Here is a 22,752-nt window from a genome sequence, read left to right on the forward strand (position 1 = left end):
GCATCCTGCATGGCATAAAAAAACCCGTGCGGGGTGCACGGGTTTCTGTAAATTCCGGCTATGCCTTAGCCCGGCTACAAGGATCCCGCGCGAGGAGTCGCGATTAGGGAGAGCAGTAGTAGCGGAGCGGCAATACGCATGATGTCTCAATCCTTCCAGTCGATAACGCTACTACCAATAACGAGATTTTTATGCTGTGTCAACCGGAATGGACAGGTTCAATCCACTGGTTTATTTAATCGAATTGTAAAGGAGTGCAAATTTTCTTGTCCCATATTCGGTTCATGCCTGATTATCTGGTCATTCCTGCTGTACTCGATCACCCGCACAATCAGATCGACTTATCAGCCCTTGCTGAATTATCTGAGGTATTCCATGGAAAAACGCAGACCTGGCCGTCCAGTCGGACGTTCCGACATTCGTGACAAGCTGCTTGCCGCCGCACGCGAACGTTTTCTCAACACCCCCTACAGCAAGGTGACGACCCGCGAGATTGCCGAGCTGGCAGGCTCCAATCTGGCGATGATCCACTACTACTTCGGCAGCAAGGAAGGCCTCTACAAGGCGGTGCTGGGGGATGTGGCCGAGCCCCTCGAGCAAGCCTGGCACGACGAGAGCAGCAACCGCAGCCTGACCGATCTGCTCAATACCTACTATCAGGTGATGGCGCCCAACAGCGAGCTGACCTCCGCCATCTCCAGCGCATTGTCCACTGAAAAGAGCCCGGGGCGTGATTTTGTGCTGAGCCGCCTGCTGGATCGCCAACTTCCCCAGTTCGATGCCCTGCTCGAATCCATGCGCTCCAACGGCCAGCTGGCGGACAACCTGGACCCCGAGATGCTGAAGATCTCCTTCCTCAGCATGATGTGGCAGCCTTTCGTGATGAAGGATCTCTACGAGCAGGTGTTTGGCCTGACGGTGGATGAGCACTTCATGAGCCGCCTCGCCGCCCACAACTGCCGCCTGATGGAAAACGGCCTGCGCGGTGCCCTGAACTGACTTTTTCGGGATGACGGATGAAAAAGGGCCCCTGGGCCCTTTTTTTCATCAATCTGTTATCTGGGCGTCAACGAAGTGTCATGCCGCCCTCCTAGTCTGCACTCAGGATGCAAAGGAGGGCCGTGATGAACAAGATCCAGCAATGGGACCTGCGGGTGTGCCGTGTCTGCCTGCTCCACCCCTACAATCAGCCGCAGGCCAGGGTAAGCCGGCTTGTCTCCCGTACCGGTGACGGCCCCCTCTATGCCGTGGCGGCCTGCCTGCTCTGGTGGCAGGGGAGCGCCGGGCAGGAGGCGGTCAGGGTGGCGCTCTGGGCGTTTGCCCTCGAGTTGCCGCTCTACCTGCTGCTCAAGAATGCCCTCAAACGCCAGCGCCCGGCAGGGCTGCCTGTCTTCATCACCCCGTCGGATCGTTACAGCCTGCCCTCGGGCCATACCGCGGCCGCCTTTCTGATGGCGACCGTACTGGCCGCCAGTTTCTCGCTCTGGGCACCGCTGCTGTTTGTCTGGGCCGCGCTGGTGGGGGCGTCCCGCCTGCTGCTCGGGGTGCATTATCTGAGCGATCTGGTGGCCGGGGCGCTGCTTGGTGGTGGTTGCGCCCTCTGGGCGCTGGGTTGGAGCCAGGGATGAGGATACTGTTCGGCGTTCAGGGGACCGGCAACGGTCATATCAGTCGTAGCCGGACCCTGGCGCGCGCATTGAAGAGCAGGGGCGTGGCGGTGGACTATCTGTTCAGCGGGCGCGCCGCCGACGGCTACTTCGAGATGGGGGAGTTCGGGGATTATCGCACCTTCCCCGGTATCACTTTCGCCAGCCATCAGGGGCGCATCTCGGGCTGGCGCACCCTCAAGGGACTCTCTCCCCTGCGTTTCTGGCAAGATCTGCGTGCCCTCGATTGTCGCGAGTACGATCTGGTCATCAGCGACTTCGAGCCGCTCAGTGCCCATGCTGCTCGCCGCTGGGGCAAACCCAGCCTCACCATCAGCCATCAGGCGAGCTTCGACTGGCCGATCCCACGTTGGGGAGAGAGCGGCTTCAACCGCCAGCTGATGCGCCATTTTGCGCCGGTACGCCAGTCCCTGGGGCTGCACTGGTTCCATTTCGGCCAGCCCCTGCTGCCTCCCATCGTCGATCCCCTCGAGCCGGTGCCGGACAACCAGCAGATCCTGGTCTATCTGCCATTCGAGCAGACAGAGACGATCGCGGCCCTGTTGTCGCGTTTCAGCACGCAGTCGTTCATCTGCTTCCATCCCGAGGTGCGCAAGCGCAGCGAGTGGCGCAACATCCGCTTTGAACCTCAGGCCAGAGAGGGGTTCAAGCTGGCGCTGGCCGGTTGTCGCGGGGTCATCAGCAATGCGGGATTCGAGCTTGCCTCCGAGGCGCTCTCCCTTGGCAAGAAGCTGCTGGTCAAACCCCTGGGTGGCCAGTTCGAGCAGTTGACCAACGGCAGGACCCTGGAGCTGATGGGGCTGGCCCAGTTGATGGACAGCCTGGATGCCAATGCGGTGCGAAGCTGGCTGGAGGCCCCTTCTCCTGGCAGGGTACGCTATCCCGATGTGGCAGGAGAGCTGGCCGACTGGTTGTTGGCCGGGGCCGGGGAGGAGGTGGGGGCGCTCTCCCGCCGCCTCTGGGGCAGGACCCTCTTTCCGGAGGAAGTGTGTGACAGCCTGGGGGAGCTTGCCAGCCGCACCGGCCAGGAGCGTCCCTGGTTATCCCAACTCAGCGCCTTTGACTAAACTGAGTCGATCCCACCACGGAGAGGACGGACACCATGCGCTTTACCAATGAAAACGGCGACACCATGACCCTGGCAGACAATCTCACCCTGCATGAGCTGCTCGACATGGGTGTCAGCATTTCGGTCTGCGAAGAGACGGATCCGGATCAGCAGATCTGGCTGGCAGAACCCGAAGACGAGCAGTGAAACCAGCCAGTTTTTGACGGCCCACCCCCTCGGGGTGGGCCGTTTATTTTGTTCCTGACCGACGCGGGCAGCATGATCCGCTGGTTGTTCCCCCCAGGGCCCCTCTTTGTTGCCCGTCTGGTGGCCAAGTCACTGAATGTTAATAGCTGTTTGAAATTTATGACTGTTATGGCCAGACAAAGCCGTGGACAAGCGTTCACGGGCGGGTTAAGTTGGTTTTTCACCCGCTTTTCGGGTGAATGATGGAAAACCCCTATTTTTCTACTATCGACGGCTCCGAACTCGCCTGATCTGCCTGCAGACAACAACAAGACTCGGATCGGCGCTGCCGGGAAGCAGCGGACTGTCGATAGCTTTCGCTTAACGGAGCAAAGCCTGGAGGGCTTTATCATGGAGATGTTATCAGGCGCCCAGATGGTGGTTAGAGCGCTGGAAGATCAGGGAGTGGAACACGTTTTCGGCTACCCTGGTGGCTCAGTGCTCGACATCTATGACGCTCTCTTCGAAAACGGCAAGATGGAGCATGTCCTGGTGCGGCATGAGCAGGCCGCAGTGCACATGGCGGACGGTTACGCCCGCTCCACCGGCAAGGTGGGCACTGTGCTGGTGACCTCGGGTCCCGGCGCCACCAACTGCATCACGGGGATCGCCACCGCCTACATGGATTCCATTCCCCTGGTGATCCTGTCCGGCCAGGTGCCGACCAGCATGATCGGGGAGGATGCGTTCCAGGAGACCGACATGATCGGCATCTCCCGCCCGGTGGTGAAGCACAGCTTCCTGTGCAAGAAAGCCAGCGACATTCCCGAGGCCATCAAGAAGGCCTATTACATTGCCGCCAGTGGCCGCCCGGGGCCCGTGGTGGTGGATCTGCCCAAAGACGTGCAGAATCCGAAAGAGAAGTTCCCCTATCAGTATCCCGAGTCCGTTTCCCTGCGCTCCTACAATCCGACCAAGGCCGGACACAAGGGCCAGATCAAGCGGGCTGCCAAGCTGCTGACCGAGGCGAGCCGCCCGGTCATGTACGTGGGTGGCGGCGCCATCAACGCCAATGCGGATCACCTGGTGACCAAGCTGGCGGAGCTGCTGAACCTGCCGGTGACTACCACGCTCATGGGGCTGGGCGCCTTCTCCGGCACCCATCCGCAGTTTATCGGTATGTTGGGGATGCACGGTACCTTCGAAGCGAACAAGAGCATGCACAACGCGGATCTCATCTTCGCAGTGGGTGCCCGCTTCGATGATCGCGTGACCAACAACGTAGCCAAGTTCTGCCCCAACGCTACCATAGTCCACATCGACATCGACCCCACCTCCATCTCCAAGACGGTACAGGCCCATGTGCCCATCGTCGGCTCGGTGGAAACCGTGCTGGAACAGATGCAGGAAGTGATCCGCGAGTGCGGCTTTGACAACGACAAGCAGGCGCTGGCGGACTGGTGGGAGCAGATCAACCAGTGGCGCTCCCGCAACTGCCTGGCCTACGAGACCCATCCCACCCTGATCAAGCCGCAGCAGGTCATCGAGACTCTCTACAAGGTGACCAAGGGGGAGGCGTTCGTCGCCTCCGACGTCGGCCAGCACCAGATGTTTGCCGCCCTCTACTACCCGTTTGCCAAACCGCGCCAGTGGATCAACTCCGGCGGTCTCGGCACCATGGGCTTTGGCATTCCCGCCGCCATGGGCGCCCAGTTTGCCAACCCGGAAGCCGTGGTCTGCTGCGTCACCGGCGACGGCTCGGTGCAGATGAACATCCAGGAGCTCTCTACCTGCATGCAGTACGGGGTACCCATCAAGATCATCTCCATCAACAACCGTGCGCTGGGCATGGTCAAGCAGTGGCAGAAGATGTTCTACGGTGGCCGCCACAGCCACTCCTACATGGAATCCCTGCCTGACTTCGTCAAGCTGGCGGAAGCCTATGGCCACGTCGGCATCGCGGTGAGCGATCCGGCGGAGCTGGAGAGCGCCATGGAGAAGGCCTTTGCCATGAAGGACAGACTGGTGTTCATGGACATCTCGGTCGATCCGGACGAGCACGTCTATCCGATGCAGATCAAATTTGGCGCCATGGACGAGATGTGGCTGAGCAAGACGGAGAGAACCTGATGAGACATATAATTTCCGTTCTGCTGGAGAACGAATCCGGTGCCCTGAGCCGTGTGGTGGGCCTCTTCTCCCAGCGCGGCTACAACATCGAGACCCTGACGGTGGCCCCCACCGAGGATCCCACCCTGTCTCGCATGACCATCGTCACCATGGGGGACGAGCGGGTGCTGGAGCAGATCCAGAAGCAGCTGCACAAGCTGGTGGACGTGCTCAAGGTGTGCGACTTGAGCGAAGGGGAGCACATCGAGCGGGAGATCGCCCTGGTGAAAGCCCGCGCCGCCGGCGGGGCCCGTGACGAGCTGAAACGGCTGGCGGATATCTTCCGCGGCCAGATCGTGGACGTCACCCCCGAGCTCTACACGGTGCAGCTCGTCGGGACCAGCGAGAAGCTGGACGCCTTCATCAAGACCGCCGCCCAGACCAACGAGATCATCGAAGTGGTGCGCTCCGGCGTCTGCGGCATCTCCCGGGCGGACAAATCCCTGCGTCCCTGATGTGGCCGGATGTGAAAATAGCTGTTCAAGGGCTCTTCGGAGCCCTTTTTCGTGTCTGGCAGCGTTGCGGGCAAGTGGGGGGGCCGGTAGGGATGCAGGCCACAGCATCAGGAGGTTATCGAGGGGGTGAAAGAGAAGGGGGAAGGGAGGGTCTTCACCTGTCATTTTCTTTCAAATGATCGGTAAACTATCCACAAAAGCTGTGGAAAACTCTGTAGATTAGCGGTGTGTCTGGCGTTAGTCGCATGATCTTAAAGGGATATTTCAATTTGATCCTGGCTGGATCGCATTTGTGCAATCCCCTGGCGAGGGTGTGAGCGTTTGCTTATCCCTCGAGCCTTGCCAAGGGCGGCACGCGGATCTGTCCGTGGATCCGGACGGGATCCCGACCTGATCTTGCGGATCAACATTTCTGGGCGCGAGCCATAAAAAAACCCGCCTCTCGGCGGGTTTTTCATTGCATCGGACTGCGGGTCGATTACTCAGCCTGGGCTGCCTGGATGCCGGTCAGGGCGATGGTGTAGACGATGTCGTCCACCAGGGCGCCACGGGAGAGGTCGTTGACCGGCTTGCGCATGCCTTGCAGCATGGGGCCGATGGAGACCAGCTCGGCGGAGCGCTGTACCGCCTTGTAGGTGGTGTTGCCGGTGTTCAGGTCCGGGAACACGAACACGGTGGCCTTGCCGGCAACCGGGGAGTTCGGTGCCTTGGACTTGGCGACGTTCTCCATGATGGCCGCATCGTACTGCAGCGGGCCGTCGATGATGAGGTCGGGACGCTTGGCCTTGGCCAGCTCGGTCGCTTCACGCACTTTCTCCACGTCCGCGCCAGCGCCGGAGGTGCCGGTGGAGTAGGAGATCATGGCCACGCGCGGCTCGATGCCGAAGGCGGCAGCGGAGTCGGCGGACTGGATGGCGATCTCGGCCAGCTGCTCGGCGGTGGGATCCGGGTTGATGGCGCAGTCACCGTAGACCAGCACCTGATCCGGCAGCAGCATGAAGAAGATGGAGGAGATCAGGGAAGAGCCCGGGGCGGTCTTGATGATCTGCATCGGCGGACGGATGGTGTTGGCAGTAGTGTGCACTGCGCCGGATACCAGACCGTCGACCTCGTTGCGCTCCAGCATCATGGTACCCAGTACCACGTTGTCTTCCAGCTGCTCGCGGGCAACCACTTCGGTCATGCCCTTGTTCTTGCGCAGCTCGACCAGACGGGCCACGTAACGCTCGCGTACGGCAACGGGATCGATGATCTCGACGCGGTCTGTCAGGATCACGCCCTGCTGCTCAGCGACGCGGCGGATCTCGTCCGGGTTGCCCAGCAGCACCGGACGGGCGATACCGCGCTCGGCACAGATGGCGGCCGCCTTGATGGTCCGCGGCTCTTCCCCTTCCGGCAGCACGACGCGCTTGTTGGCCTGACGGGCCAGCTCGGTCAGCTGGTAGCGGAAAGCCGGCGGGCTCAGGCGACGGGAACGGGTGGACTTGGCGGAGAGAGACTCGATCCAGTGCTTGTCGATGTGACCAGCAACGTAGTCCTGCACCAGCTCGATACGCTCGCGGTCATCTTCCGGGATGTCGACGTTGAAGTTCTGCAGGCTGACGGCGGTCTGCCAGGTGTTGGTGCCGGTGATCATGATCGGCAGGCCGGTGGCCATGGCCTGTTGGCACAGGGCCATCACCTGGGGTTCCGGATGGTAGTTGCCGGTCAGCAGCAGGGCACCCAGCTTGACGCCGTTCATGGCGGAGAGGCAGGCGGAGACGATGACGTCGGAACGGTCGCCGGAGGTCACCAGCAGGCTGCCCGGACGGAAGTGCTCGATCATGTTGTGGATGGAGCGGGCGCAGAAGGTCACGGTCTGCAGGCGGCGGCTTTCCAGCTCACCCTTGTTGATGATCTTGGCGGCAAGGTGCTTGGCGAGATCCTTGGCGCGCGGGGCGATCAGCTGGGTGTTCCAGGGGATGCAGCCGAGGATGCGCAGCGGGCTCTTGCCGAAGACCTGCAGCACTTCCAGGTTGTGGCCGGTATCGGCGCCGTGGTGGTGCGCTTCGAACATCTCGGTCAGGTCGGGACGGGTCACGCCGTGCTCGTCAACCGGGGCACCCACCTTGTTGATGACGCAGCCCACGATGCGCGGGTTGTTGACGCCACCGAAGTTGGAGCAGGCCAGCTCGATGCGCTCTTTGAGCTTCTGGCTGGAGTCGTTGCCTGGATGGGTCACGAACACCATGTCGGCGTCCAGCGCCTTGGCGACGTCGTAGTTCAGCTTGTTGGCAAAGGGTTGCTTGTCGGTCGGAACCAGGCCCTCGATCACCACCACTTCGGCACCGCTGGTCTTCACGTGCTCTTCGAAGCGGGCCACGATCTCTTCCAGCAGGATGTCGGTGTTGCTGGAGGTGATCATGTTCTCGGCGTAGGAGAGGGCGAACGGCTCGGGCGGGTTGATGTTGGCAGCGGCGCGGATCACGGCAGTGGAGCGCTCGGTACCGGTTTCACCCGGACGCGGCTGGGCGACCGGTTTGAAGAAGCTGACATTGACACCGTGACGCTCCATGGCGCGAACGACGCCAAGACTCACGGAGGTTACGCCGACACCAGTGCCGACCGGGATGAGCATAATAGTGCGTGCCACTTATTACCCCTTGTTCATTTTTTGGGATCAGGAAAAGGCCGCCCTGGGGCGGCCTTGCTCTACAGCTAATTTATGCGCCGACCAGTTCCAGCGCGTCGTGGGCGATGACCCACTCTTCGTTGGTCGGGATAACCAGGGCCTTGGTGGAACCAGCCTTGGTGATCTCGCCGCCCTTGCCGAAGCGAGCCTTCAGGTTGGCGTCGTGGTCGACGTCAAAGCCCAGCAGGCCCAGCTTGTTCAGGGTGATCTCACGGATCGGGGCGGAGTTCTCGCCGATGCCGCCGGTGAAGACCACGGCATCCAGACGACCGTCCATGGCGGCGGCGTAGGCACCGATGTACTTGGCCAGACGGTAGCAGTACACGTCCATGGCGCGCTTGGCTTCTTCCTTGCTGTCGTAGTTGTCTTCAACGAAACGGCAGTCGGAGGTGACTTCAGTCAGACCCTGCAGGCCGGATTCCTTGGTCAGCATGGTGTTGATCTCGGCGACGCTCATGCCCAGCTTGTCGTGCAGGAAGAAGATGATGGCCGGATCGATGTCACCGGAACGGGTACCCATCACCAGGCCTTCCAGCGGGGTCAGGCCCATGGAGGTGTCGACGGACTGGCCGTTCTTGATGGCGCAGACAGAACCGCCGTTGCCCAGGTGGCAGTTGATGATGTTGAGCTCTTCCACCGGCTTGTTCAGCTGCTTGGCCGCTTCCAGGCTGATGTAGTAGTGGCTGGTGCCGTGGGCGCCGTAGCGACGGATGCCGTTCTCTTTGTAGAGCTTGTACGGCAGGGCGTACAGGAAGGCTTCTTCCGGCATGGTCTGGTGGAAGGCGGTGTCGAACACGGCGACGTTCTTCTCGGCCAGTTCCGGGAAGACCTTCAGGGCGGCACGGATACCGATCAGGTGAGCCGGGTTGTGCAGCGGTGCGTAAGGAATGGCGGCTTCGATGCCGGCAATGACGTCATCACAGATGCGAACGGAGGAGGTGAAACGCTCGCCGCCGTGTACCACGCGGTGGCCGATGGCGATCAGGTTCTTGGACAGTTCCGGGTTGAGCGGCAGGATCTTGTGAACGATGAAGTCCAGCGCTTCCTGGTGAGCGGCACCGGCACCCAGATCAGCGTTGCCTTTCTCGCCGTTCAGCTTCCACTTGATGCGGGCGTCGTCGAGGTTGAAGCATTCGGCCAGGCCGGACAGCAGGTCATCACCGGTGGTTGCGTCAATGACAGCAAACTTCAGGGACGAGCTGCCACAGTTAAGAACAAGAACCAGCTTACTCATGAATAAATCCTATCGCAGATTGGGTTGGGTTGGAGGATGCGCCGGACGCGGTGCGTCCAAAAACTATCAACTTATCCTTATGAGGGTTGGCAATCTGTTGCTTGCCCCTTGTATAGTGATACAAGACCCGAAATTCAGACGTCCCTGACTGGTCAGTGGCCGTGCCCCAGCGTAAAAATGGGCGTACAAAGGATAACCTGATTGTTGAAAAATAACAAAGTCATCCTCAACCTTTGTTATTGCCTCTCAAATATTGTCGAGGTTTTGCCGTTAATGCGTTCGAAAAGAGCTCGGAGGTAGCATGAGCATGAACATTTTTGGAACTAAATTACAGCAAGGCCGTCATTATATGACTCTTTGGCCGCGCCGTCCCGAGCTTAATTCCATGTTCCCGGAGAATCGGGTGATCAAGGCCACCGAATTCGCCCTCAAGGTGATCCCGGCACTGGCGGTGCTCAGCGTCATGGTGCAGTTCCAGTTTGGCGAGCTTCATTACTGGCCCTCCGTGATGGCGTCCGTGCTCTTCCTGCTCAGCCTGCCGCTGCAAGGGTACTACTGGCTCGGCCAGCGCGCCGATACCCGGCTGCCCCCCTCCCTCGCCACCTGGTATCGGGAGATAAACGGCAAGATGAACGAGCAAGGGGGCCAGCGTCAGCTGGTGGCCCGTCCCCGCTACGAAGAGCTGGCCGATACCCTCAACGCCGCCTTCAAGCAGCTGGACAAATCCTTCCTCTACGAATGACTTTCCTGAGTCAGACTGACGACAAAGGCGCCCTCAGGCGCCTTTTTCACATTCAGGCGGCCAGCACCTTGCTGATCTCCTGGATGGAGAGCTTGTACTGACGGGGGCACTGACGCCAGACCGCCAGCATGCGCTGGTACTTGTCCCGCATGGCGATGTCGCTGGAGAGCTCATCGCAGGGGCAGGGCAGTTCGGGGAAGCGCTTGTCCACTTCCAGCAGGAAGCAGACGTAATCCGCCAGTTCCCGCTCCTGGCTGCGGCTGTAGCCGTTGAAGGCAAGGCGGCTCTCGTTGACATCGGCCCGGGCGCTGGCATCCAGGTTACCCCAGGAGATGGCCAGTGCATGGTGCAGCTCCAGAGTGTCCAGCACCTCCTGGCAGGTGGCGAGATCCAGATGGCCGAAGCTCTTCTCCAGCTCGAGGATCTGCAGGCAGTAGCCGCGCTCGACGATGGTGCTGGCACGCTGGTAAAACGCCGCCTTTTCCGGATTGAGTTTGGCCAGGATCTCGTACTGGTTGCTCAGGATCAGGCGTTCGGTGTGGCTCATGTTCATGGGCTGTCTCGCTGGAAAATGAATCTGGGGTCACGTTAACCCATATCCAGGATGAATTTTTTGATCTGAGAGGGGAGGTTGGCGAGAAAAGGCGGGAGGAGGCGCCCTGGTGAGCCGCCAGAGAGTGGGGGCTGATGCCGTGGTGAAACGAGCAGGGCCCGCCATGGCGAGCCCTGCAACAATGCCGCTGGTGGCTTACCCCTTGACGAGGTCGAGCACCACCTGATGATGATCGCTGGTCTTGAACTTTTCGAAGCGATGGGCAACCTTGCCCTCTTCGTCGATGAGGAAACTCAGGCGATGGATGCCGTCATACTCCTTGCCCATGAACTTCTTCAGGCCCCAGACGCCAAAGGCATCGGCCACCGCGTGATCCTCATCGGCCAGCAGGCGGAAGTTGAGGTTGTCGCGCTCCTCGAACTTTTTCAGGCGCTTGGCGCTGTCAGGGCTGATGCCGAGCACCACCACATTGAGGGCAGCCAGCTCGCTATTGACGTCGCGCAGACCGCAGGCCTGGGTGGTGCAACCCGGGGTCATCGCCTTGGGGTAGAAATAGATCAGCACCTTCTTGCCGCGCAGGTCGGCGAGGCGAACCTGATTGCCGTCCTGATCGGAGAGGGAGAAATCGGGGGCCTGGGTACCAGCTTCTAGTGGTGACATGGGGTCTCCTCGGATAAACGCCGTCAGGCGTACTTGTGATTGACGATGAATTCGAACGACTCGGCGCCCAGTCCACGACAGAAATCGGCGAAGGCTGTCTTCGAGCCGGGCTCTTCTCCCTGCTTGGAGAGATTCAACTGAAAGTTCGCCTTGAGCAGGTTGAAGGGCTGCTGTTCCAGGGTGATGGTCTGCATGGCCTGGATGTCCCAGCCGTGATCGCTGAAAAACTGGGTGCACTGACTTACGATGCCCGGCTGATCCCGGATCAGCACCTCTGCGCTGGCGCTGATGTCATATTGCAGGGAGTGGTGGCGCTCGGTGCGTTTCATCATGGTGATGAGATCCCACTCCTGGCTGCGCAGTGGGAGGCTGATTTCCAGTTGCATCAGGCTGTTCCAGTCACCGGACAGCAGCATGATGAAGGTGAATTCGTTGCCGAAGATGCCAAGACGGCTGTCGACAATGTTGCAACCGCAGCCACTGACGTGACGGGTCACCTCATTGACGATGCCAGGCCTGTCCGTGCCGATGGCCGTTACGACCAGGTAGTGAGTCATAAATCGTCTCTCGTCCATTATTGAGAATGCGTTGACCGCGGGTGCCGGCACCCTGCCGTGAGGCCTCTTGTGCGCTCGTGCATTCATACGTTTTGTGCCGGATGGTAACACGGCTTGTCCCGTGCCTCCCTTGTTTTTCAAAAGGGGCAGCTTTACCATTACGCCCCTGAAAATCGGGAGAATTATCCATGTTACGCGGTAGTATTGTTGCGCTCGTTACCCCCATGCTGCCTTCGGGCGACATCGATTGGGTCAGTCTGGCAGCGCTGGTGGAATATCATGTGGATGCCGGGACCAGCGCCATCGTCGCCGTGGGAACCACGGGAGAGTCGGTCACCCTGAGCGAGCAGGAACATATCGCCATGGTTGAGAAGACGGTGGAATACGCCGCCGGACGCATTCCCGTCATCGCGGGCTGCGGCTCCAACAACACTGCTCATGCCATCGCCCTCTCCCGGCGTTTCGCCACCATGGGCGTGGTGGCGGGTCTCTCGGTGACCCCCTATTACAACAAACCCACCCAGGAAGGCCTCTATCGTCACTATTGTGCGATCGCCGAGGCTAGTGGTCTGCCTCAAATTCTCTATAATGTGCCCGGTCGCACCTGCTGTGACCTCAAACCCGAGACGGTGGCCCGTCTGGCCAAGGTGCCCGGCATCATAGGTTTGAAAGAAGCGACTGGCGATCTTGGCCGTACTCCGCTGCTGCGCGAACTGTGCGGGCCGGATTTTGCGCTTTATAGTGGCGATGACGCCAGCGGATGTGATTTTATGCTGCAAGGGGGCGATGGTGTCATTTCGGTCACCACCAATATTGCGGCGCCCCAGATGGCCGACATGTGTCGTGCTGCCCTGGCCGGTGATGCCGGGCAGGCTCATGACATCAACAATCGATTGATGCCGTTGCATCAGACTCTGTTCTGTGAACCGAGTCCCATCCCGGTGAAATGGGCCTGTGCCCGGCTGGGATTGATGGCGACGGCGACCTTGCGTCTGCCCCTGACCGATCTCACCCCCGAGGGGGAAGCGGCGATGGCGCGAGCACTGACGACTGCGGAGTTGATGGCGAGTGTTTAAAGCAAATGGAAAGGGAAATGCAGTGCGCCTGGTACTGAGTGTCGCGACGGTGGCCGTGCTGGCTGCCTGCAGCTCACCCCAGGAACGCAAAATGGCCAACCGTGGCTTCGAGTATGAAGAGAGCCGCCTCGAAGGCCGCGCCTTCCTTGTGCCCGCCGGGTTGAGTACCCCCGCCTTTAACAGCAATTTCGACATTCCGGCCCTGCCCGAGAGCAGCCGTGAGGGCGCCCTCGGGGCCAAGGTGGACGTGCGTCCGCCCGCCCAGTTGCTCACCGTGGTGCCCGGCAGCCAGGTGGTGGCCAATGCCAGCGAGCCGACCGTCGCCTTCTATGCCCTCAGCACTTCCCAGAGCGTGGAGCGCGATACCTGGGCCTTCCTGATGAACTTCCTGGCCGAACACAAGGTCACCACCGAGAAGCTGGATCAACAGGACGGCGTCTTGCAGACCGGCTGGTTTGACAACTCCGCGGTGCTCGATGGCTGGGCGGAAGATGACGATGACTTCAAGATCCGTCAGCGTTACCAGTTCACCCTGCGCAACGATGTGCAGCGTCACGCCATCAAGATGTCGGTACGGGTGCTGGATCACGAAGAGACCATCGACGGCGAGACCAGCACTGTGCTGACGCCGGCGGACGCCCAGCGTTATGCTACCCGCGCCCTGAACCAGTTCTCCCTCTATTACGACAAGCAGCTCAAGGCCCGTGAACAGCACAAGTCCAGCGATGGCATGGGGCTGGAGCTGGGTCTGGACAACAACGAGCTGAGCGCCTGGATTGCCGAAGGGTCGTTTGACCAGGTGTGGCGCCGCCTCAATCAGGTGCTGCCTGCCTATGGTTTCACCATCAAGGATACCCAGCAGTCCCTGGGCTGGATCGACGTGGAGTACGACGAGCCGGACAGCGAGTTCTGGAAGGCCAAGGGAGCGGAGCCGTTCAAGCTCGAGGAAGACAAGTATCGCTTCCAGCTCGGCGAGATGACGGGCGGCAAGACCTCCATCACCCTGTTCGACAAGGACAAGAAGCCTGTCGCATCCGGTGTCATCTCCCAGATGTACATCAGCCTGTCCGAGGCCTTTGCCAAGGGCTTGGCCGATCAGGGGGCGAAGTAAGCATGGAAACAGGGGCCTCGCGCCCCTGTTTTGTTATGTCCGGGTTGCCGCAGGGCCCGCGTGCCGAGCCGGTTGCCCCGGGCCTGAGTACCTGATGATGTGAATCCCCCACAGACAGGGGTCTGGTGCCCCTGCCTAACTAGTCCCACAACAGGAAGTGTTATTAGCCATGAGTCTTGCAGATCAAGTATTGGCGGTGAACGACGATTTGCCGATCCGTACCGATAAACCTGTCCATTCCGGCAAAGTGCGCAGCGTCTACTGGTTGACCCCGGCAGACAGTGCCCGGCTCATTCGGGAGAAAGGCTATGATGTGCCGGCCGATACGCCCCTGGCCCTCATGGTGATCAGTGATCGCATCTCGGCTTTCGACTGCATCTGGCAAGGGGTGGACGGTCTGAACGGCGTGCCGGGCAAGGGCGCGGCGCTCAATGCCATCTCCAGCCACTGGTTCAAGCTGTTCAAGGAGCAGGGGCTGGCGGACAGCCACATCCTGGACATCCCGCACCCCTTCGTCTGGATCGTGCAAAAAGCCCGTCCCGTGATGATCGAGGCGATCGCCCGCCAGTACATCACCGGCTCCATGTGGCGTGCCTACAAGGATGGTGAGCGGGAATTCTGCGGCATCACCCTGCCGGAAGGGCTCAAGAAGGATCAGAAGCTGCCCGAGATCCTCATTACCCCGTCCACCAAGGGGATCCTCAAGGGGCTGGATGGCGTGCCGGAAGCGGACGACGTCAACGTCTCCCGCGGCGACATCGAGCGCCACCATCAGGCCTTCGGCTTCCGCTCCCCGGCGGACATCGACCGCTACGAGGCGCTGCTCAAAGAGGGCTTCTACGTCATCAGCGAGGCGCTGGCTGCCCTGGATCAGGTCTTCGTCGACACCAAGTTCGAATTCGGTTACGTGACCGATGCCGCCGGTCGCGAGAAGCTCATCTACATGGATGAAGTGGGCACCCCCGACAGCTCCCGCATCTGGGACGGCCCAGCCCTTCGCGGCGGCGAGATCATCGAGAAGTCCAAAGAGGGCTTCCGCCAGTGGCTGCTGAACCACTTCCCGGATCCGGACATCCTGCTCAACAAGAACCGCATGCCCGAGCGCTTCGCCCTGGCCCGTGACAACAAGCTGCCCACCGAGGTGATGATGGATATCTCCCGCACCTATGTGGGGATCGCCGAGAAGATCATCGGTCAGCCGCTGGTACGCAGTGCCAATCCGAAGCAGGAGATCATCGAGGTACTGCGGGAGCAGTACGGCCTGATCGACTGAGGCCGACCGCTTTTTTTGCCGCAGGCGCACAAACGTTTGCCGGTGGCTGGCGAGGCACTTGCAACGCAGATGACAAAACGGGCCCCATGACGGGGCCCGTTTTCATTGGGTTGTCCGGAGCGCTCAGCCATTGACCCGGAAGATCTGGCCGGTCTGTACCCCCAGTACCGATTTCTTGTAGGCCTGGGCCACCCGGGCGGCGGGTACCGGCACGAAGCCCGGGAAGGAGTCGGCATACTTGCCCATGGACTCTTCCAGCACGGTGGGGCTGACCACGTTGATGCGAATGCCCCTTGGCAGCTCGCAGGCGGCCCCTTTCACGAAGTGCTCGATGGCACCGTTGATGGTGGTGGCGCTCACCCCCCAGTGGATGGGCTCCTCGCTCAGAATGCCGCTGATGAGGGTGATGGAGCCACGGTCGCTCAGGTGGGCAATGGCGGCCCGGGTCAGGTTGATCTGGCCCATCAGCTTGCTCTGAAGCCCCACCTGCCACTGCTCGTCCGTCATCTCGGTCAGGGCATTGAAGGCGACGCTGCCGCTGGCGACCACCAGGGCATCGAAGGATCCGATCTGCTCGAAGAGCGCCCGGATGGAGGCGGGGTCGCGCATGTCCACTCTGGCATCCCCCTGGCTGTGACCGACCCGGATCACCTGGTGATCCTGGGCAAGCAGTTCGCTGACGGCGGCGCCAATGGTGCCGGAGGCACCCACAATCACAATCTTCATATCTATCGCTCCTGGTTGAGATGAGTTGATGATAGCGGGATAAAAAGGGAGAAAAAGCGCTTATGATGAACCCATTGTTTCCATATTGGTGCTAATGATGGATATCACTCACCTGGCCAGTTTCTATGAAGTGGTGCAGCGGGGCAGTTTCTCCGCCGCTGCCGATGCCCTGGGGGTGAGCAAGGGGATGCTGAGCCGCCATGTCAGCGCCCTGGAGTCCGCCCTCAATGCCCAGCTGCTCCAGCGCACGACCCGCAGACTCAGCCTGACCGAGGCGGGGCGGGTGCTTCACCAGCAGGCCGGCGAGATCTTCGCCCTGGCCCGGGAGGCGGAGGAGGGGATCCGCGCCCTGACCGAGGAGGACAGCGGCCGCCTGCGCTTCACCTGCCCGGTCAGCACGGGGGACCGCATGGTGAGCGAGCTGCTCGCCCGTTTTGCCGAGCTCTGCCCCGGCGTCCAGGTCGAGCTCAACTTCACCAATGCCATGATCGACATGAGCCAGGGGGAGAATGACATCGCCCTGCGGGCCATGGAGCTGATCCCCGACAACCTGGTGGCCCTGCCCCTCGGCAGGCTCAAGGATGTGGTGGTGGCAAGCCCCGCCCTGCTGGCGCGGGAGGGGATCCCCGCCACTCCCTATGAACTGGGGGGGCGTTCCTGCCTGCTGCAGGGCCACAACCCGGACTGGGAGCAGTGGCACTTTCGCCAGGGGGAGGAGGAGGCGCACATCCTGGTGCAGGGGCGAGTGCGGGCCAACCACTACAGCACCCTGCTGCAACTGGCCCGGGCGGGCATGGGCTTTGCCAAGTGTCCGTTGATGCTGGTGGAGGCCAGCCTGGCCCGAGGGGAGCTGGTGGCCGTGCTGACGGAGTGGCAGACCGGCCTGCACCCGATCCATGTGCTGCACGCCCAGCAGCGCCGGGTGCCGCGCAAGATCCGGCTGTTCAAGCAGGTGCTGGCCCAGTGGTTTGCCGAGCGGCCCCATTATCTGCTGGGGTGAGCCTGCATCCCGTTATTTTTCTGTCATCTGGGGCTGCTACCCTGCGCCCTTCATCGCGAAAGGAGAGTCAGGGAATGAAGCGTCATCAGGGTTGGGCAGGGGTTGCGCTGCTGTGCTGCGGCGGTGTGCAGGCTGAGGTCAGGGTCGAGGTGCCCCGGGATTTCCAGATCCTGACGGTGAGCGCCGGCAAGGTGCAGGACGAGCAGCACGCCGTGCTGGCCGACGGGGAGCAGCAACTGCTGGTGCGCTACGAGGGGGTGATCCCGAGTCGCAACAGCAGCGACAACGATCGCCAGGTTCGCTCCGAGCCCCAGGTGCTTCGCTATGAGGCCCGCGGGCAGTCGGTGCGCCTGCAGGCTCCCGTGCCTGTGGACGAGGCCGGGATGGAACGCTACGCCAGGGCCCCTGTCCTAGGCCTGGTGGCGGGGGGGCAGCCCCTCGAGGTGCGTCAGGATACGCTGGTGGTGCAGGGGATGCAGATCGGCATGGACTGGCATGCCAGGCTGATGGAGTACAACCGTGGCGAGGGGCCTGCCGTGCTCGCCGGTGCGGCGGATGTGACTGCGGCCGCCGTGGCGACGCCCCGGGCCTCCTCCGTGCCGGCCAGCGCCCTGGAAGGGCAGTTGCAACAGCTTTTCCTGCAGGCGGACCCCGCGCTTCGCAAGCGCTTCATCGGTTGGGCCGTGCCGCGCCTTTAAGTTTGCTCCCTGTTGCAGTAACGTGGGCACATCTTTGATTCCCGATGTGCCCATGTTGATCAGCGAGGCCCCCATGTTTGAATTGCACCCCCGCCTTCAGGCGGATACCCGGATACTCGGGGATCTGCCCCTGTGCCGCGTCCTGCTGGCCAAAGACAGCCAGTATCCCTGGTTGATTCTGGTGCCCCGGGTCGCCAACCTGCGGGAGATCCATCATCTGGCCCCCGAGCAGCAACAGCAGTTGATGCAGGAGTCCTGCGCCGTCGCCACCCTGATGGAGCGGGCACTCGGCCCGGACAAGATCAACGTGGCGGCCCTCGGCAATCTGGTGCCTCAGTTGCACCTGCACCACGTGGCCCGCTTCAGCTCGGATGCGGCCTGGCCCGGCCCCATCTGGGGTGCCTGTCCCGCCATTCCCTATGAGGAGCAGGCCTTGCAAGGGGCGGCTGCCAGTTGGCAAACCCGTCTGGCTACCCTGGATGGATTTCAGCCATTTCTGACTGATAATCCAGTCAAGTGAGAGGTGGCTCGCGCTTTGGGCACCGGGATCACGCAATCTGTTAGCGTATCGCGTCGGTGCATGGTGACATGGGCGACACGAGTGACAGCCCCATTATTTCGATCAGCAGGAAGGTTCCATGATAGTGACAAGATCCGAGGATGATGCCGTATTGACCACAGAGGACGTACTGCTGAGCCTGTGCAATTCGGTGACGAGCGTATTGAGTGCGGCGACCCAGACCCAGGTGCGCTTCTCCGGCATGGTGCAGCGGATCAGCAAGACCTGCCTCAAGCCTGACATCGGCTGTTTCGTGCTGTTTGACGGCGGCTTCTCCGGGCTGGTGGTGATCAACTTCTCCGCCGCCGCGGCCATGGAGCTCTACCAGAGCTACATGCTGAGCATGGGGCTCTCCAAGGAGGATCTTGCCATCTCCCACACCTCGGACGAGGTGAGCAACGTCATGGGCGAGCTGATGAACCAGATCGTCGGCAGCTTCACCACCAAGGTGGGGCGCGAGCTGCAGACCCACATCACCCAGAACCAGCCCAAGATGCTGGCGCTCAACAAGCAGGTGATGCTGAGCGTCGACACCAACCTCGACAATCCCGAGACCCGCCGGGTGACCTTCTTCACCGCCAGCAACAACATCTTCTATCTGGAGCTGGCCATGGACAAGACGGAGTTTATCCGGATCCATGATGGCGGCGTGCAGGAGGAGGTGGATCCCGACGAGCTGATCGCTCAGGCCAAGCAGTCAGCCAAACCGGCACCGGCGGCCGCGCCGGCGAGCAACGAGCACGACGATCTGCTGGATTCCCTCGGCATCTGATGGTCGAAGGTTGTGCAAATGAAGAGGCCACCCCGGGGGTGGCCTCCTTGCTTGGGGCGGGTCAGAAGTTGTAAAGCACCCCGGTACTGAAGCGAAGCGCCTCGGCATCGTAGAAGTCGATGTCGGAGTCGGCGCTGGAGTAGGCCGCGGTGAAGGTGGCGGCAAGGGGTTTGATGCCGAACAGGTTGTGCCAGAAGAAGGTGCCATTGAGGGCGAACTCGCTGGCATCGGCGCGCTGGCCGAACAGGGGATTCGCCTCGTCATACTTGCGCTTGCCGGCGTAGAGGTTGCTCACGATGGACCACTGGGAGGCGCGCTTGGCATAGGTCAGCTGCAGACCGGTGTTCTTGAAGCTCTCCGCACTCCCGTCCAGGCGGGCCTCCTTGTAGAGGAAGGCGGGCTCCAGCAGCTGGTCGCCGCCGAAGTGGTACTGGTAGGAGACAGCCAGGTCGTGGACCTTGCCGTTGCGGCTCAGCATGGAGGCGTAGGGGGTGCCGTGGGTCAGGTCATATTGCTGGCCGCTGCGCTCCTCGTCGAGCTCCACTTCCCGGCTGGTCAGGGTGGCGTAGACGTTGCTGCCCCAGATCCTGTCCCAGGCAAAGCGCACCCCTTTCGAGGTGAGATCGGTGGCGCTGCGGTCCACGCCGGTGGCGAAGGGATCGCTCCACACTTCCACCGGCATGAGGTTGAACACCAGGGAGGTGGCGACGATACCCTTGTCACCCATCTCCTGGCGCAGACCGAGTTGCTGGGTAAAGTCGAAGCGCACCGCGTCCTGGATGAGGTTGCCGAGGAAGACCTGGGTGCGGGTATCGGCGAAGGTGTAGCGGATATCGGCATTGAGCAGCGGGCTCAGACCGCTTTCGCGGCCGGGGGAGCCCAGATCATCGATACGGCTGTTGCTGTCGTCACCGGCATAGAAGTTGGACTTGTGGCTGCCGGCATTGACTCCGCCCAGCAGAAAACCGGACCAGCCGGTCTGGCGGGGGATCTCCCCCAGATCGGCGTGGGCGGTGGTGGCGACCAGCAGGCCAAGGCTCAACAGAACATGATTTCGCATCGGGTATGCTCCTGACATAACGAATGAGAAGGGTGACAGTGCGCCCCGGTATCCCGGTGGGACCGGTGCTGACTGAGGCATGGCAGGCATGCTACCCCAGCCGGAGTGTGACGTTAATCAATAATTGAATACGCGACGGACAAGAGTTCATGGCGCCGTACTGGTATCCTGTTTGCGCAAGAAAAGGGGAGAAAACAACGAGATGAAGCAGATCAAATCCTGGGCGCAATATTACGTCGACCTGATGACCAAGCTGGGACTGGTGCGCTTCAGCATGTTCCTGGCCACCGCCATCATAGTGCTGGCCGTTTCGATCCAGATGGGGGTGACCCTGTTTTTGCGCGGCACCGTGGACATCGTCGACCTGGTGCGCTCTGTCTTCTTCGGCCTGCTGGTGACCCCCTGGGCCGTCTATTTTCTCTCCATCGTGGTGGATCAGCTGGAGGACTCCCGCCAACGGCTGACCCGGATGGTGCGCAAGTTGCAAGACATGCGCGAGCGGGATCTCGAGCTCAACAGCCAGTTGCAGGAGAACATCAGCCGGCTCAACGCCCAGATCGCCGAGACCAACCGGGCCGAGGCCCTGCGCCAGCAAGCCATCGAGGATCTCGAAAACGAAGTGTTCCAGCGGGAGAAGGCCCAGTTGCATCTGGGGGAGCGTACCGCCCTCTTGCGCTCCTTCATCGACTGCTCCCCCGATCTGGTCTATTACCGCAACGAGGACGAGCAGTTCTCCGGTTGCAACCGCGCCATGGAGGAGCTCACCGGCAAGGTGGAGGCGGAACTCATCGGTCTGACCCCGTTCGATGTCTACAAGCACGACATCGCCAGCAAGGTGGTGGAGACCGACAAGCAGGTCTTCGCCCAGAACGAGCCGCTCACCTATGAGCAGTGGCTGGAGTATCCCGATGGCCGCAAGGCCTACTTCGAGCTGCGCAAGGTGCCCTTCTTCGACCGCTTCGGCAAGCGGCTCGGCCTGCTCGGCTTTGGTCGCGACATCACCGAGCGCAAGCAGTACCAGGACAAGCTGGAGAAGGCGAGTCGGGACAAGACCACCTTCATCTCCACCATCAGCCACGAGCTGCGCACCCCGCTCAATGGCATCGTCGGACTGAGCCGGATGCTGATGGATACGCCCCTCGATGCCAGACAGCAGCAGCAGCTCAAGACCATCCACCTGAGCGCGGTGACGCTCGGCAACATCTTCAACGACATCATCGATCTGGACAAGCTCGACCGTCGTCGGCTGGAGATTGCGCCGGCTCCGCTGGATTTGCCCGCCTTCCTCGACGAGCTGGAGACGCTGTCGCGCATCCAGGCGGAGCAGAAGGGGCTCTACCTGCACTTCGACCGGGACGGCGACATGCCCCAGTTCGTGATGGCGGACGGCACCCGGCTGCGCCAGGTGCTGTGGAACCTGGTGGGCAATGCGGTCAAGTTCACCGATGAAGGGGGCGTCACCATACGCTGTCTCGCCCACGCCGCTGATGAACCGGGCAAGCTGGCGCTGCACTTCGAGGTGGAAGACACCGGGGTGGGCATTCCCCGCGCCCAGCAGGAGAAGATCTTCGCCATGTACTATCAGGTGCAGGGCAAGAAGCACGCCACCGGCACCGGCATCGGGCTGGCGGTCTCCCGTCAGCTGGTGCAGGCGATGGGCGGCCAGCTCTACGTGGACAGCGACCCGGGCGAAGGCGCCTGCTTCACCGCCGAGCTGGAGGTGGACTGCGTCGAGCCCAAGGCCGCGGCCCCGGAGCCCGAGATGCCCTGCCTCGATATCCTGCTGGTGGAGGACGTCGAGCTCAACGTGACAGTGGCCTGCGCTCTGCTGAACAAGCTCGGCCATCAGGTCAAGGTGGCGCGGGATGGTGCAGAGGCGCTGGCCATGGCCAACCCGGATGATTTCGACTTGATCCTGCTCGACATCCAGTTGCCGGATATGACGGGGTTCGATGTGGCGGAGCAACTGCTCGCGCGCTACGGCGACAGCCTGCCCCCCATGGTGGCGCTCACCGCCAATGCCACCGGCGATCGCCAGTACTACCGGGATCACGGCATGCAGGATGTGATCAACAAGCCGCTGGGCTCCAAGGCGGTGCGGGAGGTGATAGGCCACCTGTTTGCGGATCTCGCCGGGGACGAGGCGGACGAGCAGGACGATGCCCACCATCAGGATGCCCTGCTGGATCTGCCCTTCCTCACCGATTACGCCAGCACGGTCGGCAAGCCGGTGCTGCTCTCCAGCGTCGAGCTGTTCGAGAAGATGATGCCGGACTACATGGCAGTACTCGACTCCAACATGATTGCCAGGGATCAGGCCGGTGTGGTGGAGGAGGCCCACAAGATCAAGGGGGCGGCGGGCTCCATCGGCCTGCGCCGGTTGCAGCAGACGGCCCAGCTTATCCAGAGCCCGGATCACCCCGCCTGGTGGGAGAACGTGGAAGACTGGATTGAAACCCTGCGCCGGGAATACCCGGGTGACATCGCCCGCCTGCGGCGCTGGCTGCTCTCGTAGACACGACGCCTCAGGCAAGG

22 protein-coding genes are annotated in these 22,752 nt (G+C 61.6%); 15 read left to right on the forward strand and 7 right to left on the reverse strand.

The window, feature by feature from the left end:
• Positions 1-375 precede the first annotated feature (375 nt).
• From I6L36_RS17070 to ilvN, 6 genes are all read left to right on the forward strand, one after another.
• Entirely contained in the window at positions 376-999 is a 624-nt protein-coding gene (locus I6L36_RS17070; RefSeq protein ID WP_010673155.1) for a TetR/AcrR family transcriptional regulator, read from the forward strand.
• A gap of 125 nt (positions 1,000-1,124) precedes the next feature.
• On the forward strand, positions 1,125-1,628 hold the full coding sequence (locus I6L36_RS17075; protein WP_109111919.1) for a phosphatase PAP2 family protein: 504 nt from the start codon (positions 1,125-1,127) through the stop codon (positions 1,626-1,628).
• Entirely contained in the window at positions 1,625-2,734 is a 1,110-nt protein-coding gene (locus I6L36_RS17080) for an MJ1255/VC2487 family glycosyltransferase (protein WP_029313827.1), read from the forward strand. The genes I6L36_RS17075 and I6L36_RS17080 overlap by 4 nt, the downstream gene beginning before the upstream one ends.
• 35 nt (positions 2,735-2,769) lie before the next feature.
• Entirely contained in the window at positions 2,770-2,922 is a 153-nt protein-coding gene (locus I6L36_RS17085; RefSeq protein WP_010673158.1) for a hypothetical protein, read from the forward strand.
• Between the two features lie 390 nt (positions 2,923-3,312).
• Positions 3,313-5,031, forward strand: a complete 1,719-nt coding sequence (locus I6L36_RS17090) for an acetolactate synthase 3 large subunit (RefSeq protein WP_216986749.1) — start codon at positions 3,313-3,315, stop codon at positions 5,029-5,031.
• A complete protein-coding gene (gene ilvN / locus I6L36_RS17095; protein ID WP_010673160.1) occupies positions 5,031-5,525 on the forward strand; it encodes an acetolactate synthase small subunit in 495 nt (164 codons plus the stop codon). Before I6L36_RS17090 ends, ilvN begins: the two co-directional genes overlap by 1 nt.
• 478 nt (positions 5,526-6,003) lie before the next feature.
• Here the strand turns inward: ilvN and pta are convergent, their stop codons facing one another.
• On the reverse strand, positions 6,004-8,157 hold the full coding sequence (pta, locus tag I6L36_RS17100; RefSeq protein ID WP_041211116.1) for a phosphate acetyltransferase: 2,154 nt from the start codon (positions 8,155-8,157) through the stop codon (positions 6,004-6,006).
• A gap of 70 nt (positions 8,158-8,227) precedes the next feature.
• Entirely contained in the window at positions 8,228-9,430 is a 1,203-nt protein-coding gene (locus I6L36_RS17105; protein WP_010673162.1) for an acetate kinase, read from the reverse strand.
• Between the two features lie 301 nt (positions 9,431-9,731).
• On the opposite strand from I6L36_RS17105, the gene yfbV reads away from it, so the two are divergent.
• The gene (gene yfbV / locus I6L36_RS17110; protein WP_029313829.1) at positions 9,732-10,172 is read left to right on the forward strand and encodes a terminus macrodomain insulation protein YfbV; all 441 of its coding nucleotides are present in this window, start codon (positions 9,732-9,734) and stop codon (positions 10,170-10,172) included.
• A 52-nt stretch (positions 10,173-10,224) separates the two neighbouring features.
• On the opposite strand, the gene I6L36_RS17115 is transcribed toward yfbV, so the two are convergent.
• The 3 genes from I6L36_RS17115 to I6L36_RS17125 all read right to left on the reverse strand — a co-directional run bounded on the left by I6L36_RS17115 (position 10,225) and on the right by I6L36_RS17125 (position 11,942).
• On the reverse strand, positions 10,225-10,725 hold the full coding sequence (locus I6L36_RS17115) for a YfbU family protein (RefSeq protein ID WP_039040945.1): 501 nt from the start codon (positions 10,723-10,725) through the stop codon (positions 10,225-10,227).
• Between the two features lie 195 nt (positions 10,726-10,920).
• Entirely contained in the window at positions 10,921-11,385 is a 465-nt protein-coding gene (bcp, locus tag I6L36_RS17120; RefSeq protein WP_109111920.1) for a thioredoxin-dependent thiol peroxidase, read from the reverse strand.
• Between the two features lie 23 nt (positions 11,386-11,408).
• Positions 11,409-11,942, reverse strand: a complete 534-nt coding sequence (locus I6L36_RS17125) for a glycine cleavage system protein R (protein WP_010673166.1) — start codon at positions 11,940-11,942, stop codon at positions 11,409-11,411.
• A 188-nt stretch (positions 11,943-12,130) separates the two neighbouring features.
• Here I6L36_RS17125 and dapA point away from each other — a divergent pair, with 188 nt between their 5' ends.
• The 3 genes from dapA (at position 12,131) to I6L36_RS17140 (ending at position 15,402) form a co-directional block, all read left to right on the forward strand.
• Positions 12,131-13,018: a 4-hydroxy-tetrahydrodipicolinate synthase gene (gene dapA, locus I6L36_RS17130; protein ID WP_109111921.1), complete on the forward strand. Its 888-nt coding sequence runs from the start codon at positions 12,131-12,133 to the stop codon at positions 13,016-13,018.
• Positions 13,011-14,129, forward strand: coding sequence for an outer membrane protein assembly factor BamC (gene bamC, locus I6L36_RS17135; protein ID WP_029313833.1), 1,119 nt, complete (start codon positions 13,011-13,013; stop codon positions 14,127-14,129). Before dapA ends, bamC begins: the two co-directional genes overlap by 8 nt.
• A 169-nt stretch (positions 14,130-14,298) precedes the next feature.
• The gene (locus I6L36_RS17140; protein WP_162540511.1) at positions 14,299-15,402 is read left to right on the forward strand and encodes a phosphoribosylaminoimidazolesuccinocarboxamide synthase; all 1,104 of its coding nucleotides are present in this window, start codon (positions 14,299-14,301) and stop codon (positions 15,400-15,402) included.
• 123 nt (positions 15,403-15,525) lie between these two features.
• Here I6L36_RS17140 and I6L36_RS17145 read toward each other — a convergent pair whose 3' ends face one another.
• Positions 15,526-16,128, reverse strand: coding sequence for a short chain dehydrogenase (locus I6L36_RS17145; protein WP_109111923.1), 603 nt, complete (start codon positions 16,126-16,128; stop codon positions 15,526-15,528).
• A gap of 97 nt (positions 16,129-16,225) precedes the next feature.
• Between I6L36_RS17145 and I6L36_RS17150 the strand changes: the two genes are divergently transcribed.
• The 4 genes from I6L36_RS17150 (at position 16,226) to I6L36_RS17165 (ending at position 19,157) form a co-directional block, all read left to right on the forward strand.
• A complete protein-coding gene (locus tag I6L36_RS17150) occupies positions 16,226-17,128 on the forward strand; it encodes a LysR family transcriptional regulator (protein WP_042016837.1) in 903 nt (300 codons plus the stop codon).
• Positions 17,129-17,202: 74 nt separating this feature from the next.
• On the forward strand, positions 17,203-17,826 hold the full coding sequence (locus I6L36_RS17155) for a DUF2057 domain-containing protein (RefSeq protein WP_109111924.1): 624 nt from the start codon (positions 17,203-17,205) through the stop codon (positions 17,824-17,826).
• 73 nt (positions 17,827-17,899) lie between these two features.
• Positions 17,900-18,346 (forward strand): HIT domain-containing protein, encoded by a 447-nt coding sequence (locus tag I6L36_RS17160; protein WP_039040966.1) that lies wholly within the window; start codon positions 17,900-17,902, stop codon positions 18,344-18,346.
• A 118-nt stretch (positions 18,347-18,464) separates the two neighbouring features.
• A complete protein-coding gene (locus I6L36_RS17165; RefSeq protein ID WP_029313837.1) occupies positions 18,465-19,157 on the forward strand; it encodes a DUF3334 family protein in 693 nt (230 codons plus the stop codon).
• A 61-nt stretch (positions 19,158-19,218) separates the two neighbouring features.
• Here the strand turns inward: I6L36_RS17165 and I6L36_RS17170 are convergent, their stop codons facing one another.
• Entirely contained in the window at positions 19,219-20,217 is a 999-nt protein-coding gene (locus I6L36_RS17170) for a DUF2860 family protein (RefSeq protein ID WP_109111925.1), read from the reverse strand.
• A gap of 202 nt (positions 20,218-20,419) precedes the next feature.
• Here I6L36_RS17170 and arcB point away from each other — a divergent pair, with 202 nt between their 5' ends.
• On the forward strand, positions 20,420-22,732 hold the full coding sequence (gene arcB / locus I6L36_RS17175) for an aerobic respiration two-component sensor histidine kinase ArcB (RefSeq protein ID WP_216986750.1): 2,313 nt from the start codon (positions 20,420-20,422) through the stop codon (positions 22,730-22,732).
• Positions 22,733-22,752 lie beyond the last annotated feature (20 nt).

Source organism: Aeromonas sp. FDAARGOS 1406 (assembly GCF_019048565.1).
Classification (GTDB): Bacteria; Pseudomonadota; Gammaproteobacteria; order Enterobacterales; family Aeromonadaceae; genus Aeromonas; species Aeromonas caviae.